The organism is Pseudomonas sp. LRF_L74, from assembly GCF_965644255.1.
Taxonomy (GTDB): domain Bacteria; phylum Pseudomonadota; class Gammaproteobacteria; order Pseudomonadales; family Pseudomonadaceae; genus Aquipseudomonas.
Genome location: NZ_CBFFRH010000001.1, coordinates 420,185 through 435,764, shown reverse-complemented (window position 1 = coordinate 435,764; position 15,580 = coordinate 420,185). Strand labels below are relative to the sequence as shown.

Below are 15,580 nucleotides of genomic sequence, written 5' to 3'. Positions count from 1 at the left end.
CCGGACCTCGCCCATGACCCGTCTGCTAGCCCTGCTCGCCCTCTTCGTTATGCTCGCCGGTTGTGCCGGCCAAGGTTCGCGGAACGAGGCGCGCGACCCCCGGCAGGTGCGGGCTGAGCTGCTGCGACTGATCCCCGCGTCGGTGGTCGATCGCCAAGGCTGGGCCGATGATATCCAGGCCGCTTTCAGCGCTCAGTCGCTCGCACCGACACGGGAAAACCTGTGCGCGACACTGGCGGTGACCGAGCAGGAGTCGACCTATCAGGTCGATCCTGCCGTGCCTGGCCTGGGCAAGATCGCGCGCAAGGAAATCGACCGCCGCGCCGCCGCCGTGCATGTGCCGGGCTTTCTCGTCGATGCCGCGCTGGGCCTGAAGTCGCCAACCGGCAAGAGCTACGCCGAGCGCCTGGCGGCAGTGCGCACGGAAAAACAGTTGAGCGCGATCTTCGATGACTTCATTGGCATGGTGCCGCTTGGCGCGCGGCTGTTCGCCGGGTTCAACCCGGTGCATACCGCTGGACCGATGCAGGTGAGCATCGAGTTCGCCGCCGCCCATGCCCAGGATTACCCCTATCCGGTCGAGGGCTCGATTCGCCATGAAGTGTTCACCCGGCGCGGCGGCATGTACTTCGGCATCGCCCACCTGCTGGGCTATCCAGCGGATTATCCACGGCCGCTGTACCGCTTCGCCGACTTCAATGCCGGCTGGTACGCCAGCCGCAACGCGGCGTTCCAGGCGGCGCTCAGCCGCCTGTCGGGGGTGAAGCTGGCGCTGGACGGCGACCTGGTCATCCATGGTTCCAATGCGCTCGGCCAGACCGAAAAGGCCGTGAGGTCGCTGGGCGGACGGCTGGGCATGAGCGAATCGGCGATTCGTCGCGACTTGCTCAAGGGCGACGGCGCCGCGTTTGCCGACAGCGACCTGTACGAACAGGTGTTCGCCCTGGCCGAGCGCCAGGCCGGCAAGTCGCTGCCGAGGGCGATCCTGCCGGGCATCACCCTGCAGAGCCCGAAGATCACCCGCAACCTCACCACCGCCTGGTTCGCCCAGCGCGTCGACGAACGCTGGAAACGGTGCATGGCCAGGTAGCGGTTGAGCGCTTCGGCAATGAAGCATGTCCATGAAGGTGGGAGTCCTGAGCACATGAGTCATCTGGGCTCCCGCCTGCGCGGGAGCGACGGTAACTGACCCTGCCAAGGCGTCCTGGTGTGTGATCTGGCAGCAACCGTCATTCCCGCGAAGGCGGGGAGCCAACGAGCGCCTTCCGATTGCGACAGAGCAATGTCGCAAACACGCTGTGCCGTGGCGTGCATAGGCATCCGGCCATCAGGGGGCGCCCCTACCATCGCTGCCAACGGGTCAAGAACCCGCTCAAAGTCTGCCGTGCGTCGGCCATGCCTGGCGCCAAGCCCGCGAGACTTCGAACGGATTCCAGGAGCCCTAACAAGAATCGCCTGCATGGCAGCGCCAGAGGGATACCGAGATGTTCAGCAAGCAAGACCAGATCCAGGGTTATGACGACGCACTGTTCGCAGCGATGGGCGAGGAAAGCCGTCGCCAGGAGCACCATATCGAGCTGATCGCCTCGGAAAACTACACCAGCAAGCGTGTCATGGAGGCCCAGGGCAGCGACCTGACCAACAAGTACGCCGAAGGCTATCCGGGCAAGCGCTACTACGGTGGCTGCGAGTACGTCGACAAGGTCGAGGCGCTGGCCATCGAGCGCGCCAAGCAACTGTTCGGCGCCGACTACGCCAACGTCCAGCCGCACTCCGGTTCCCAGGCCAACGCCGCCGTCTACCTCGCCCTGATCAACGCCGGCGACACCATTCTCGGCATGAGCCTGGCCCACGGCGGCCACCTGACCCACGGCGCCAAGGTCAGCTCCTCTGGCAAGCTGTACAACGCCGTGCAGTACGGCCTGAACCCGCAGACCGGGCTGATCGACTACGACGAGATCGAGCGCCTGGCCGTCGAGCACAAGCCGAAGGTGATCGTGGCGGGCTTCTCCGCTTACTCCAAGCACCTGGATTTCGCTCGTTTCCGCGAAATCGCCGATAAGGTCGGCGCCTACCTGTTCGTCGACATGGCCCACGTCGCCGGCCTGGTCGCCGCTGGCCTGTACCCGAACCCGATTCCGTTCGCCGACGTGGTCACCACCACCACCCACAAGACCCTGCGCGGCCCGCGTGGTGGCCTGATCCTCGCGCGCAAGAACGAAGAGCTGGAGAAGAAACTCAACTCCGCGGTCTTCCCGGGCGCCCAGGGCGGCCCGCTGATGCACGTCATCGCGGCCAAGGCGGTGTGCTTCAAGGAAGCGCTGGAGCCAGGCTTCAAGGATTACCAGGCACAAGTGATCAAGAACGCCCAGGCCATGGCCAAGGTGTTCATCGAGCGTGGCTACGACGTGGTTTCCGGCGGCACCGACAACCACCTGTTCCTGCTCTCGCTGATCAAGCAGGGCCTGACCGGCAAGGATGCCGACGCCGCCCTCGGCCGCGCCGGCATCACCGTGAACAAGAACGCCGTACCGAACGACCCGCAGTCGCCGTTCGTCACCTCGGGCATCCGCATCGGCACCCCGGCGATCACCACGCGCGGCCTGAAAGAACAGCAAAGCAGCGATCTGGCCGGCTGGATCTGCGACATCCTCGACCACCTCGGCGATGCCGATGTCGAGGCCCAGGTGGCACGCCAGGTAGCCGGGCTCTGCGCCGACTACCCTGTGTACCGCTAATCACCGCGTAGGGTGGAAGACGCTTCCACCGATAGAACGGTGAGCCGGCAGCGCATGGCTCACCAAGCCCCCTCACTCGCGAGTGAGGGGAACTCGTTTTAGGAGCCAGCACACATGCAACGCTATTCCGGCTTCGGCCTGTTCAAGCATTCCTTCAGTCATCACGAGAACTGGCAGCGCATGTGGCGCAACCCGACGCCCAAGCCGGTATACGACGTGGTCATCGTCGGCGGTGGCGGCCACGGGCTGGCGACGGCCTATTACCTGGCCAAGGAGCACGGGGTCAAGAACATCGCCGTGATCGAGAAGGGCTGGCTGGGCGGCGGCAACACCGCGCGCAACACCACCATCGTCCGTTCCAACTACCTGCTGGACGATTCCTCGGCCCTCTACGAACACGCGCTGAAGCTGTGGGAAGGCCTGTCCCAGGACCTCAACTACAACGTCATGTTCTCCCAGCGTGGTTGCTACCACCTGTGCCACACCCTGCAGGACCTGCGCGACGCCGAGCGCCTGGTGACCGCCAACCTGCTCAACGGGATTGCCAACGAGATGCTCGACACCAAGCAGGTCGAGAGCGAGATTCCCTACCTGGACTGCAGCGCCAACACCCGTTACCCGGTACTCGGCGCTTCGGTCCAGCGGCGTGCCGGCAACGCCCGCCACGACGCCGTGGCCTGGGGCTTTGCGCGTGCCGCCGACGCCCTGGGCGTGGACCTGATCCAGCAGACCGAGGTCACCGGCTTTCGCAAGCAGAACGGCGCGGTCATCGGCGTGGAAACCAACAAGGGCTTCATCGGCGCCAAGCGCGTCGGCATGGTCGTGGCCGGTAGCACCGGGCCGCTGGCGGCCAAGGCCGGCTTCCGCCTGCCGGTCGAATCCCACCCGCTGCAAGCCCTGGTGTCCGAGCCGATCAAGCCGATCATCGACAGCGTGATCATGTCCAACGCCGTGCATGGCTACATCAGCCAGTCGGACAAGGGCGACCTGGTCATCGGCGCCGGTATCGACGGCTGGGTCGGCTACGGCCAGCGCGGTTCCTTCCCGATCATCGAGCACACGGTGCAGGCCATCGTCGAGATGTTCCCGGTGCTGTCGCGGGTGCGCATGAACCGTCAGTGGGGCGGCATCGTCGACACCACGCCGGACGCCTGCCCGATCATCGGCAAGACCCCGGTGCAGAACCTGTTCATCAACTGCGGCTGGGGCACCGGCGGCTTCAAGGCCACGCCGGGCTCGGGCAACGTGTTCGCCGCGACCCTGGCCAAGGGCGAGCCGCATCCGCTGGCCGCACCGTTCTCCATCGAGCGCTTCCATACCGGCGAACTGGTGGACGAACACGGCGCCGCCGCGGTAGCGCACTGACCGACGAACTCATGCAGGGCGCGCCGGCCAAGGCCAGCCCCTGCGGCAACAGATTCTCCACGGAGACAAGACCATGCTGCACATCTTCTGTCCGCACTGCGGCGAACATCGCGCCGAAGAGGAATTCGCCCACGCCGGTCAGGCGCACATCGCCCGTCCGCTGGACCCGGCCGCCTGCAGCGATGCCGAATGGGGCGAGTACATGTGGTTCCGCGATAACCCGCGTGGCCTGCGCCACGAGCTGTGGCTGCACGCCGCCGGCTGCCGCAAGTATTTCAACGCCACCCGTCACACCGTCAGCTACCAGATTCTCGAGACCTACAAGATCGGCGAGAAACCCAGCGTGACCGAAGCAGTCGGCGAGCCCGCAGCGCCCGCCCAAGGAGCCACGGCATGAGCCAGATCAATCGCCTCGCCAACGGCGGTCGCATCGACCGCAGCAAATCGCTGACCTTCACCTTCAACGGCCAGACCTACAGCGGTTTTGCCGGCGACAGCCTGGCCGCCGCGCTGCTGGCCAACGGCGTCGACGTGGTCGGCCGCAGCTTCAAGTACTCACGTCCGCGCGGCATCGTCGCCGCCGGCGCCGAAGAGCCGAACGCCATCCTCCAGCTCGGCTCCAACGAGTCCGCCCAGGTGCCGAACATCCGCGCCACCCAGCAGGCGCTGTTCAACGGCCTGGTCGCCAGCAGCACCAACGGCTGGCCGAGCGTCAACACCGACGTCATGGGCATTCTCGGCAAGGTCGGCGGCAAGATGATGCCGCCCGGTTTCTACTACAAGACCTTCATGTACCCGCAGAACATGTGGCTGACCTACGAGAAGTACATTCGTAAAGCCGCTGGCCTGGGCCGTGCGCCGACCGAGAACGATCCGGATATCTACGACCACGTCAGCCGTCACTGCGACGTGCTGGTGGTCGGTGCCGGCCCTGCCGGCCTGGCCGCCGCCCTGGCCGCTGCGCGCAGCGGCGCCCGGGTGATCCTCGCCGACGAGCAGGAAGAGTTCGGTGGCAGCCTGCTGGACACCCGCGAGCAACTCGACGGCCAGCCGGCTGCCGATTGGGCCGCCAAGGTCGTCGCCGAGCTGAAGACCTTCCCGGAAGTCGTGCTGCTGCCGCGTGCCACCGTCAACGGCTACCACGACCACAACTTCCTGACCATCCACGAGCGTTGCACCGACCACCTTGGTGAAGTCGCGCCCATCGGTGCCCTGGCTTATCGCCCGGCCCGTCAGCGCCTGCACCGCGTACACGCCAAGCGCGTGGTCCTGGCCACCGGCGCCCACGAGCGTCCGCTGGTCTACGCCAACAACGACGTGCCGGGCAACATGCTCGCCGGCGCGGTTTCCACCTATGTCCGCCGTTATGGCGTGGCGCCGGGCAAGAAGCTGATCCTGGCCACCACCAACGACTACGCCTACAAGACGGCCCTGGACTGGCTGGACGCCGGCCTCAAGGTGGTCGCCATCGCCGATGCACGCAGCAACCCGCGCGGCAGTTGGGTCGAGGAAGCGCGCTCGCGTGGCGTGCGGATTCTCACCAGCAGCTCAGTCATCGACGTCAAAGGCAGCAAGCGCGTCGAGTCGGCCCGCGTTGCCGCCATCGACCCGCATTCGTTCAAGGTCACCAGCCCAGGCGAGTGGCTGGAGTGCGACCTGGTCGCCAGCTCCGGCGGCTACAGCCCGGTGGTTCACCTGGCGTCGCACCTGGGCGGTCGTCCTGTTTGGCGCGACGACGTCATTGGCTTCGTGCCGGGCGACGGCCTGGGCCTGCAAGCCCGTGTCAGCGCCGGTGCGGTCAATGGTGTGTTCAAGCTGGGTGACGTGCTGGCCGACGGTTTCGAAGGCGGTGCCAAGGCCGCTGCCGAAGCGGGCTTCGACTCGGTCACCGGCGAGCTGCCGCGTGCCGACAAGCGCGTGGAAGAGGCGTCCATCGCGCTGTTCCAGGTGCCACACGACAAGCCGACGTCGCGGGCGCCGAAGCAATTCGTCGACCTGCAGAACGACGTCACCACCGCCGGTATCGAACTGGCCGTGCGTGAAGGCTTCGAGTCGGTCGAGCACGTCAAGCGCTATACCGCGCTGGGCTTCGGCACCGACCAGGGCAAGCTGGGCAACATCAACGGCCTGGCCATCGCGGCGCGCGCCCTCGGCGTGAGCATTCCGCAGATGGGCACCACCATGTTCCGCCCGAACTACACCCCGGTGTCCTTCGGGGCCATCGTCGGCCGCCACGCCGGCGCGCTGTTCGAGCCCAAGCGCTACACCGCGCTGCAAGCCTGGCACGTCAAGCAAGGCGCCAAGTTCGAAGACGTCGGCCAGTGGAAGCGTCCGTGGTACTTCCCGCGTGGCTCCGAGGACCTGCATGCCGCGGTCGCTCGCGAGTGCAAGGCGGTGCGCGCCAGCGTCGGCCTGCTCGACGCCTCGACCCTGGGCAAGATCGACATCCAGGGCCCGGATGCCCGCGAGTTCCTCAACCGCGTGTACACCAACGCCTGGACCAAGCTGGACGTGGGCAAGGCCCGCTACGGCCTGATGTGTAAAGAAGACGGCATGGTCTTCGACGACGGCGTGACGGCCTGCCTGGCCGACAACCACTTCGTCATGACCACCACCACCGGCGGCGCGGCGCGCGTGTTGCAGTGGCTGGAGCTGTACCACCAGACCGAATGGCCGGAACTGAAGGTGTTCTTCACTTCCGTGACCGACCACTGGGCGACCCTGACCCTGTCCGGGCCGAACAGCCGCAAGCTGCTGGCCGAAGTCACCGACCTCGACCTGTCGCCGGAAGCGTTCCCGTTCATGACCTGGAAGGAAGGCCAGGTCGCCGGCGTGCCGGCCCGCGTGTTCCGCATCTCCTTCACCGGCGAGCTGAGCTACGAGGTGAACATCCAGGCCGACTACGCCATGGGTGTGCTGGAGCAGATCGCCGAGGCCGGCAAGAAGTACGACCTGACCCCGTACGGCACCGAGACCATGCACGTGCTGCGTGCCGAGAAGGGCTTCATCATCGTTGGCCAGGACACCGACTCCACCGTCACCCCGGACGACCTCAACATGGGCTGGTGCGTGGGCCGGACCAAGCCGTTCTCCTGGATCGGCTGGCGCGGCATGAACCGTTCCTCGACCCTCAAGGAAAACCGCAAGCAACTGGTCGGCCTGAAGCCGGTGAACCCCAACGACGTGCTGCCGGAAGGCAACCAGGTGGTGTTCGATCCGAACCTCAAGCCAGCCAAGTCGGCAGGCCATGTGACCTCCAGCTACATGAGCGCGACCCTCGGCCACGGCATTGCCCTGGCACTGATCCATGGCGGCATCGGCCGCATGGGCCAGAAGGTCTTCGCGCCGACCCGCGATGGCCGCCTGATCGAGGCGGAGATCGTCAGCTCGGTGTTCTACGATCCGAAGAACGAACGCCAGAACGTGGTTTGAGGCAGCCTTAACGCATCTGCTGGAGCGGGCCGGGCCCGCTCCAGCGACAGGGGATAAATGACATGACAACAGCAAACGTCTACCAGCAGCGTCCCGATGACCTCAGCGTCAAGGCCGAGTCTCCGCTGCATCACGCCGGCCTGGGCGACCTGGTTGGCAAAGGCAAGGGCGGCGCGGGCATCGTCCTGCGCGAGAAGAAGCTCCAGGGGCATCTCACCCTGCGTGGCGATGGCAAGGACCCGGCATTCGCCAGCGGCGTGCAGCAGGCCCTGGGCCTGGCGCTGCCGGCAGCGCTGACCGTCGTGGCCAAGGGCGAGGTCTCGGTGCAGTGGATGGGCCCGGACGAGTTCCTGATCATCGTGCCGCGCGGCGAAGAGTTCGCTGTCGAGAAGAAACTGCGCGAGGCCTTGGACGGCCAGCACATCCAGGTGGTCAATGTCAGCGGCGGGCAGACCATCGTCGAACTGAGCGGCGCGAACGTGCGCGACCTGCTGATGAAGTCCACCAGCTACGACGTGCACCCGAGCCAGTTCCCGGTGGGCAAGGCGATCGGCAGCAACTTCGCCAAGACCAGCCTGTACATTCGCCGCACCGGCGAAGACACCTGGGAACTGCTGGTACGCCGCAGCTTCTCCGACTACATCTGGGCCTGGCTGCAGGATGCCAGCGCCGAGTTCGGCCTGAGCATCGAGGCCTGATACGCGCTCTGTACCGTCATTCCCGCGAAGGCGGGAATCCAAATGCTTCGAGTCTTTTGGGTTCCCGCCTTCGCGGGAATGACGACGACACACACCGCGTCGTGCGTATGTCCGTTCCTGCCTAACTAGCCGCCATTTGTTTGCACCGCCTAAGACGCTCCGCGTCGCGCACTGATCGGGGAGCGATAACCATAAGGAATCGCGCCCATGAGCCGTACCCCCGAAACCTGGATTCTCACCGCCCACTGCCCCAGCAAGCTCGGCACGGTCGACGTGGTGACGCGTTACCTGTTCGAGCAGGGCTGCTACGTTACCGAGCACCACAGCTTCGATGACCGCCTGGCCAGCCGCTTCTTCATCCGCGTCGAGTTCCGCGCGCCGGAGGATTTCGACGAGGCGACCTTCCTGCAAGGCCTGAACGCGCACACCACGCCGTTCGACATGCGCGTCGAGCTGACCGCGCCGGGCTACCGGGCCAAGGTGGTGATCATGGTGTCCAAGGCCGACCACTGCCTGAACGACCTGCTCTATCGCCAGCGCATCGGCCAACTGCCGATGGGCATCACCGCCGTGGTTTCCAACCACCCCGACCTCAAGCCGCTGGCCGACTGGCACGGCATTGCCTATCACCACTTCGCGCTCGACCCCAACGACAAGCCGGCGCAGGAGCGCCAGGTGATGCAGGTGGTCGAGCAGACGGGCGCCGAGCTGGTGGTGCTCGCCCGCTACATGCAGGTGCTGTCCGCCGATCTGTGTCGCAAGCTCGACGGCCGCGCGATCAACATCCACCATTCGCTGCTGCCGGGCTTCAAGGGCGCCAAGCCCTATCACCAGGCCTACAACAAGGGCGTGAAGCTGGTCGGCGCCACCGCGCACTTCATCAACAACGACCTCGACGAAGGCCCGATCATCACCCAGGGCGTCGAAGTGGTGGACCACGCCCACTACCCGGAAGACCTGATCGCCAAGGGCCGCGACATCGAATGCCTGACCCTGGCCCGCGCCGTCGGTTACTTCCTCGAGCGCCGGGTGTTCCTCAACGCCAACCGGACGGTGGTGCTTTGAAGAGCAGTGATTAGCGGCCCGCTTGAAGCGTGCCGCTATTTACATGGGGGTTTTTATTCCCTGCCGATCTTGCCGCAGGCCTCCCGCTCGGCCGGCGTGCCGTCTACGGAACGTCCATTGTCGTTTCTGTGTGCCTTTACCCCGGACGCATTGACTACTCTGCGATCATCTGCGCCTGGCGGCTCACCGCCGGGCCTGCCAGAGAACGCCGTCCTGCCCGTACCGACGCGCGTCCTCCATACATACCGACGCTTCAACGCTCCGCTGCAAGGTCCGCGCGGCATCCGCCGTGCCTTTGTGTCCACAAGAAGAAAGGAGAAACACATGTCTGGTAATCGCGGTGTCGTCTATCTCGGCACAGGCAAGGTTGAAGTACAGAAGATCGACTACCCGAAGATGCAGGATCCTCGCGGTAAGAAGATCGAACACGGGGTCATCCTCAAGGTGGTGTCCACCAACATCTGCGGTTCCGACCAGCACATGGTGCGCGGCCGCACCACCGCCCAGGTCGGCCTGGTGCTGGGCCACGAAATCACCGGGGAAGTCATCGAGAAGGGCAGCGACGTCGAGAACCTGAAGATCGGCGACCTGGTGTCCGTGCCGTTCAACGTCGCCTGCGGTCGTTGCCGCTCCTGCAAGGAGCAGCACACCGGCGTCTGCCTGACCGTCAACCCGGCGCGCGCCGGCGGCGCCTACGGCTACGTCGACATGGGCGACTGGACCGGCGGCCAGGCCGAGTACGTGCTGGTGCCCTACGCCGACTTCAACCTGCTCAAGCTGCCGAACCGCGACAAGGCCATGGAGAAGATCCGTGACCTGACCTGCCTCTCCGACATCCTGCCGACCGGCTACCACGGCGCCGTCACCGCCGGCGTAGGTCCGGGCAGCACGGTATACGTTGCCGGCGCCGGCCCGGTGGGCCTGGCTGCCGCCGCCTCCGCCCGCCTGCTGGGCGCCGCCGTGGTCATCGTTGGCGACCTCAACCCGGCCCGCCTGGCGCACGCCAAGGCCCAGGGCTTCGAAATCGCCGACCTGTCCAAGGACACCCCGCTGCACGAGCAGATCGCCGACCTGCTCGGCGAGCCGGAAGTCGACTGCGCCGTCGATGCCGTAGGTTTCGAGGCCCGTGGCCATGGCCATGAGGGCGCCAAGCACGAGGCACCGGCCACCGTGCTCAACTCGCTGATGCAGATCACCCGCGTCGCCGGCAAGATCGGCATTCCCGGCCTGTACGTGACCGAGGACCCGGGTGCGGCGGACGCTGCCGCCAAGATCGGCGCGCTGAGCATCCGCTTCGGCCTCGGCTGGGCCAAGTCGCACAGCTTCCACACCGGCCAGACCCCGGTGATGAAGTACAACCGCGCGCTGATGCAGGCGATCATGTGGGACCGCATCAACATCGCCGAGGTGGTGGGCGTACAGGTCATCAGCCTGGACGACGCGCCGCGTGGCTATGGTGAGTTCGATGCCGGCGTGCCGAAGAAATTCGTCATCGACCCGCACAAGACCTTCAGCGCCGCCTGATGTGTCTGCGGCGGGCCTTCGGGCCCGCCGCGCTTCCTTTTCCTGCACGCCCTGTCTCGCCTGCCCACTGTGGCCCGATAGCGCGTCAGTCCGCTTCCGTTATTCCTACGCTCCGCTTAATTGCGACTACCCTTGCCTCTAGGTTCTGTTGGCGTTTCAGCTTGAATGGCTGGATCGAGGCAGGAGCGGACACCGTCATTCCCGCGAAGGCGGGAATCCAAAAGCGTTTTTATATCTGGGCTCCCGCCTTCGCGGGAGTGACGGTAGACCTGCCCGCCGACAGACCCTAGGCAGCTTTGCGCTGCCTGGCCAAGGGGGCGTGATAGCTGGGGACGAGTTCCACGATGGCGTATGAATGCGCCTGACTACACGTTGAAGCCGCCAACAGACCGCTGTTTTCAAGTAGTCGCCGCTGGAGCAACCCATGACCGTTCTTACCCAGGCTACCCCGGCGGTGGAGATCCGCGCAGCGGTCAAGCATTACCGTGCCGACGGTCGCCTGGTCAGGGCGCTCGATGGCATCGACCTGGCGGTGGGGGCCAGCGAGTTCGTCACCCTGCTCGGTCCTTCCGGTTGCGGCAAGACCACGCTGCTGCGTGCCATTGGCGGCTTCGAGCGGCTGGACAGCGGGCAGATCCTGATCCAGGGCCGGCCGATGAACGAGGTGCCGACGCACCTGCGCCCGGTGCATACCGTGTTCCAGAACTACGCGCTGTTCCCGCACATGAGCGTCGCCGATAACGTCGCCTATGCCCTGGACGTGCGCGGCGTGGGCAAGGCCGAACGGCGCCAGCGGGTGGCCGAGGCGCTGGCGCTGGTCGGCCTCACCGGCATGGAAAAGCGCCGTCCCGGCCTGCTCTCCGGCGGGCAGCAGCAGCGTGTGGCGCTGGCTCGGGCGCTGGTCAATCGGCCCGCTCTGGTGCTGCTCGACGAGCCGTTGTCGGCCCTCGACCGGCAACTGCGCCAGAGCATGCAGCGCGAGCTGAAGAAGTTGCAGAGCGAACTGGGCATCGCCTTCGTCTTCGTCACCTACGACCAGGAGGAAGCGCTGACCATTTCCGACCGTATCGTGGTGATCAACGAGGGGCGCATCCAGCAGATCGGCACGCCGACCGACATCTATGACCATCCGGCCAATGCCTTCGTCGCCGGTTTCATTGGCGAGAACAACCTGTTCGATGCGCTCGTCACCGCCTGCGTCGAAGGTGTGGCCCACCTCATGGACAATCGCGGCGACCTGATCCAGGTGCCATCGGCAAACCTGCATGCGGGACAGTGCGTGCGCGTGATGCTGCGTCCGGAGCAGTTCCACCTCGACTGCCCGGGCGCTGCCTGCGTCGCGCTCGAAGGGGTGATCGAGCAGACCCTGTTCACCGGCAAGGATTTCGAGGTGCTGCTGCGCACCAGCCATGGCAAGGCGATCAGGGCCGTGTTTCGCGATACCGGGCGCAAGGTCATGCAGAACCTGCCGGTGGGCCAGCCTCTCGCCCTCTGGTATGCCCGCGAAGATGCCCATGTGATCGTGGAGAACCCGTGATGGAGGAGTATTCGTCACGCTCGCGCCTGGCCCTGGCCGGCCTGCTCGGCCCGGTCACGCTGATCGGCGGTGTGTTCTTCCTGGTGCCGCTGACGATCATGGCGATCTACAGCCTGCTCGAGCCGGGGCTCTACGGCGGCGTGGAATGGTCGTTCTACCCGGACAATTTCGGCCGCGTGCTGGGCTGGGCCGATGGCCGCAACGAAGAGTTCGACCCGGTCTACCTGGCGATCATCCTGCGCTCGTTCAAGCTCGCCGCGATCACCGTGCTGTCGACCCTGCTGCTCTGTTATCCGGTGGCGTTCTGGGTAGCCCGGCAGTCGCGGCGAATGCGCAATTTCTGCCTGTTCCTGATCACCCTGCCGTTCTTCACCAGCCTGATCGTGCGCCTCTATGCCTGGGTGCTGCTGCTGCGCCCCAGCGGCTTCATCAACGCGTCGCTGCAAGGCATGGGCGTCATCGAGCAGCCGCTGGACCTGATCTACAACGAGGTCGCGGTGCTGATCGGCATGACCTACATCTTCATCCCCTACATGTTCCTGCCCATCTATGCCAGCGTCGAGAAGCTCGACCGCCACCTGCTGGAGGCCTCGGCCGATCTGGGCGCCAGCCGCTGGCAGGGCTTCTGGCGGGTCACCTTGCCCATGACCCTGCCGGGCGTCGCCGCCGGCGCGATGCTGGTGTTCATCCCCAGCCTGGGCAACTTCATCGTGCCGTCGCTGCTCGGCGGCGCGCGGGTGCTGATGATCGGCAACCTGATCGAGCAGCAGTTCCTCGCCGCGCGCAACTGGCCGTTCGGCTCGGCCCTGGCGATGCTGCTGATGGCGCTGGTGTTCATCTGCCTGCTGCTCCAGGTCTTCGTACAGAGCCGCGCGCGGATGAAGGCGGCACGCCAGTGAAAGCCGTCTATCGCTTCTTCTGCCGCCGCCTACCCGGCTCGTTCAGCCTGGCGTTCTTCGTTTTCCTGTACCTGCCGATCGGCCTGATCGTCGCCTACTCGTTCAACTCCAACCCGATCAACATGATGATCTGGAACAGCGCCTCGCTGGACTGGTATCGCTCATTGTTCGGCCTCTCCAACCGGCTCAGCGAGAACGCGTTGTACGTGGAATCGACCGACGAGCTGCTGGAGGCGTTGCGCACCAGCCTGATCGTCGCCTCGTTCACCACCGTCATCGCCACCCTGGCCGGGACCATGACCGCCCTGGCCCTGGCGCGTTATCGCTTTCGCCTGCAAGGCTTCTACCGGGTGCTGCTGGTGATGCCGATGCTGATGCCGGACCTGGTGCTGGGCATCGCCCTGCTGATCTTCTTCGTCGGCGTCGGCATGCCGCTGGGCCAGTTGTCGATCATCATCGGCCACTGCACCTTTCTCACCAGCTACGTGATCCTCATCGTCAGCGCGCGCCTGGCGGGGCTGGGCACGCACCTGGAAGAAGCTTCGGCCGACCTCGGTGCCTCGCCCTGGACCACCTTCCGCCGCATCACCCTGCCGCAGATCATGCCCGGCGTGGTCGGCGGGGCGCTGCTGGCCTTCATCATCTCGATGGACGACCTGGTGATCACCTACTTCGTCGCCGGGGTCGATTCGACCACCTTGCCGGTGTTCATCTACAGCATGATCCGCCGCGGCATCAAACCCGAGATCAATGCCATCGCCACGCTGCTGCTGTTCGCCTCGCTGTTCATCACCGCCATCGGCCTGTACCTGCGCGGCTATGGGCGCAATGAATCTGACGACGGACGCTAGACTCCTGCTCTCAAGGCCATGGTTTTCAACGTCTTTTTGCAACGTGCCTGTGTTCAAACAAACATCTGCATCACGCATAGAGAATGTCTATGGCAAACCTGTGCAGTTCGCGCCTTTGAGCTTTTCGATTGCGTACTCTCAGGCAGCGGCGAACGCCCCATCAGGAGGCCGAGCGGAGTCAGTGCGTAGAGGGTCGATCGGCATGGATGCCGCGAGAGCAGCGTTGGGCCATGGATGGCCCGTCGCTGCGGGCCCTCGGAGCGCTGATGGAGCGAGGGAACCCCGGCGCAGCCGGGGCCGGATGGCAGGGGCATAGCGTTTTGGTTACTTTTGCGCGCAAAAGTGACTCGTCCAGCAGGACGAAACCACTGCCTTCAAATCGACACCTTAATTAGCCTGGAAAGCATGGCTTCATGTCCGTCGGCAGGCATGAACGAGCAATACGAGGTCTGAGCAAATACGTTGAAAACCATGGCTCTCAAGGCCGATAAAGCTTCAAACTTTCCACCCGCGCCCGGTAGGCGCCGAGGCGCTCCTTGAGTTCGCCGCGGTGGCGGCTGGCGACGCCGTGCAGCAGCACGTTGAGCGCGCTGGTGAGGCCGCCGGTGGATTCGAGGATCAGGCCGGTCTTGGTCTTCATGGTGACGATGTACGGCGTGTCGATGTGGCGGGCGATGCCGTACTCGTCGGTGAACACCACCAGGTCGGTGCCCTGGCTCAGGCAGTTGTTGGCGAAGGCGATACCGGCGTCGGCATACGGCGCGATATCCACCAGCACCACGCAGCAGCGCTGGGCGTGACTGTCGATCCAGTGACCGAGCACGCCGCTGTACAGGTCGAGGAACTCCACGCCCGAGCGCACCAGGGCCAGGCGGTTGGCGAAGTCCTCGGCGAGCCCGCGAATGGTCTGGAAACCGCAGACGAACACGCGTTCAGCATCGCTGACGCGGGCGACGATGTCCTGCCAGTGCTGGCTGCTGAGCTGCCCGGCGAACTCGCGCAGGGCTTCGATCTCCTCGTTGAGGTGGGCGACCAGGTCGTCCGGCTGCTCGACCCGTTCGATCAGCGTGCTGTTGAGCAGCGATTGCACGCGCACCTCGTCGCGCAGCTCTTCCTTCAGGCTCTTCAGGCCCTTGTAACCGAGGCGACGCAGAAAGCGGCTGACGGTGTTGGGGCTGACCTTGCTCTTGCTCGCCAGGGTCGCGCCATTCTCGAACGCCAGGGTTTCCAGGTTGGCCTGGATATACGCCCACAGCGTGCGCTCGGCCGGCGTCAGCTTGCCTTCCAGGTGTTGCATCTTGCTATCGAGCATGCCGGCTCCACATTGGCTTCTGACATTTAAATGTCAGAGTGTTGATAATTGGAATAAATATATTCTATGCTCGCTGCGCAACGCAAAGACACCGGTCCGCCGCTGTGCGGGTGAGAAAACCACGACAAGATTTTCCACCTTGCTGCCGACCTGATCCAC

General features: G+C 65.2%; 12 protein-coding genes. 11 read left to right on the top strand and 1 reads right to left on the bottom strand.

Annotation, left to right across the window (positions count from 1 at the left end):
- The first annotated feature begins 13 nt into the window (after positions 1-13).
- The 11 genes from ACSZPK_RS02060 (at position 14) to ACSZPK_RS02010 (ending at position 14,109) form a co-directional block, all read left to right on the top strand.
- Positions 14-1,090 carry a DUF1615 domain-containing protein gene (locus ACSZPK_RS02060; protein WP_437879729.1) on the top strand — a complete coding sequence of 359 codons (1,077 nt, stop codon included), beginning with the start codon at positions 14-16 and terminating at the stop codon, positions 1,088-1,090.
- Positions 1,091-1,484: 394 nt separating this feature from the next.
- Complete coding sequence (gene glyA, locus ACSZPK_RS02055) at positions 1,485-2,738, top strand: serine hydroxymethyltransferase (protein ID WP_437879728.1); 1,254 nt, start codon at positions 1,485-1,487, stop codon at positions 2,736-2,738.
- A gap of 114 nt (positions 2,739-2,852) precedes the next feature.
- A complete protein-coding gene (locus tag ACSZPK_RS02050) occupies positions 2,853-4,103 on the top strand; it encodes a sarcosine oxidase subunit beta family protein (RefSeq protein WP_437879727.1) in 1,251 nt (416 codons plus the stop codon).
- A 73-nt stretch (positions 4,104-4,176) separates the two neighbouring features.
- Positions 4,177-4,500, top strand: coding sequence for a sarcosine oxidase subunit delta (locus ACSZPK_RS02045; RefSeq protein WP_437879726.1), 324 nt, complete (start codon positions 4,177-4,179; stop codon positions 4,498-4,500).
- Positions 4,497-7,535, top strand: a complete 3,039-nt coding sequence (locus ACSZPK_RS02040; protein ID WP_437879725.1) for a sarcosine oxidase subunit alpha — start codon at positions 4,497-4,499, stop codon at positions 7,533-7,535. The genes ACSZPK_RS02045 and ACSZPK_RS02040 overlap by 4 nt, the downstream gene beginning before the upstream one ends.
- A gap of 62 nt (positions 7,536-7,597) precedes the next feature.
- Positions 7,598-8,233 carry a sarcosine oxidase subunit gamma gene (locus tag ACSZPK_RS02035; protein ID WP_437879724.1) on the top strand — a complete coding sequence of 212 codons (636 nt, stop codon included), beginning with the start codon at positions 7,598-7,600 and terminating at the stop codon, positions 8,231-8,233.
- 207 nt (positions 8,234-8,440) lie between these two features.
- The gene (gene purU / locus ACSZPK_RS02030; protein WP_437879723.1) at positions 8,441-9,298 is read left to right on the top strand and encodes a formyltetrahydrofolate deformylase; all 858 of its coding nucleotides are present in this window, start codon (positions 8,441-8,443) and stop codon (positions 9,296-9,298) included.
- Between the two features lie 324 nt (positions 9,299-9,622).
- Positions 9,623-10,822, top strand: coding sequence for a formaldehyde dehydrogenase, glutathione-independent (fdhA, locus tag ACSZPK_RS02025; RefSeq protein ID WP_437879722.1), 1,200 nt, complete (start codon positions 9,623-9,625; stop codon positions 10,820-10,822).
- A gap of 424 nt (positions 10,823-11,246) precedes the next feature.
- On the top strand, positions 11,247-12,359 hold the full coding sequence (locus ACSZPK_RS02020) for an ABC transporter ATP-binding protein (RefSeq protein WP_437879721.1): 1,113 nt from the start codon (positions 11,247-11,249) through the stop codon (positions 12,357-12,359).
- Positions 12,359-13,258: an ABC transporter permease gene (locus tag ACSZPK_RS02015; RefSeq protein ID WP_437879720.1), complete on the top strand. Its 900-nt coding sequence runs from the start codon at positions 12,359-12,361 to the stop codon at positions 13,256-13,258. The genes ACSZPK_RS02020 and ACSZPK_RS02015 overlap by 1 nt, the downstream gene beginning before the upstream one ends.
- Entirely contained in the window at positions 13,255-14,109 is an 855-nt protein-coding gene (locus ACSZPK_RS02010) for an ABC transporter permease (RefSeq protein ID WP_437879719.1), read from the top strand. Before ACSZPK_RS02015 ends, ACSZPK_RS02010 begins: the two co-directional genes overlap by 4 nt.
- 478 nt (positions 14,110-14,587) lie before the next feature.
- On the opposite strand, the gene ACSZPK_RS02005 is transcribed toward ACSZPK_RS02010, so the two are convergent.
- On the bottom strand, positions 14,588-15,421 hold the full coding sequence (locus ACSZPK_RS02005) for a MurR/RpiR family transcriptional regulator (RefSeq protein ID WP_437879718.1): 834 nt from the start codon (positions 15,419-15,421) through the stop codon (positions 14,588-14,590).
- Positions 15,422-15,580: the final 159 nt, after the last annotated feature.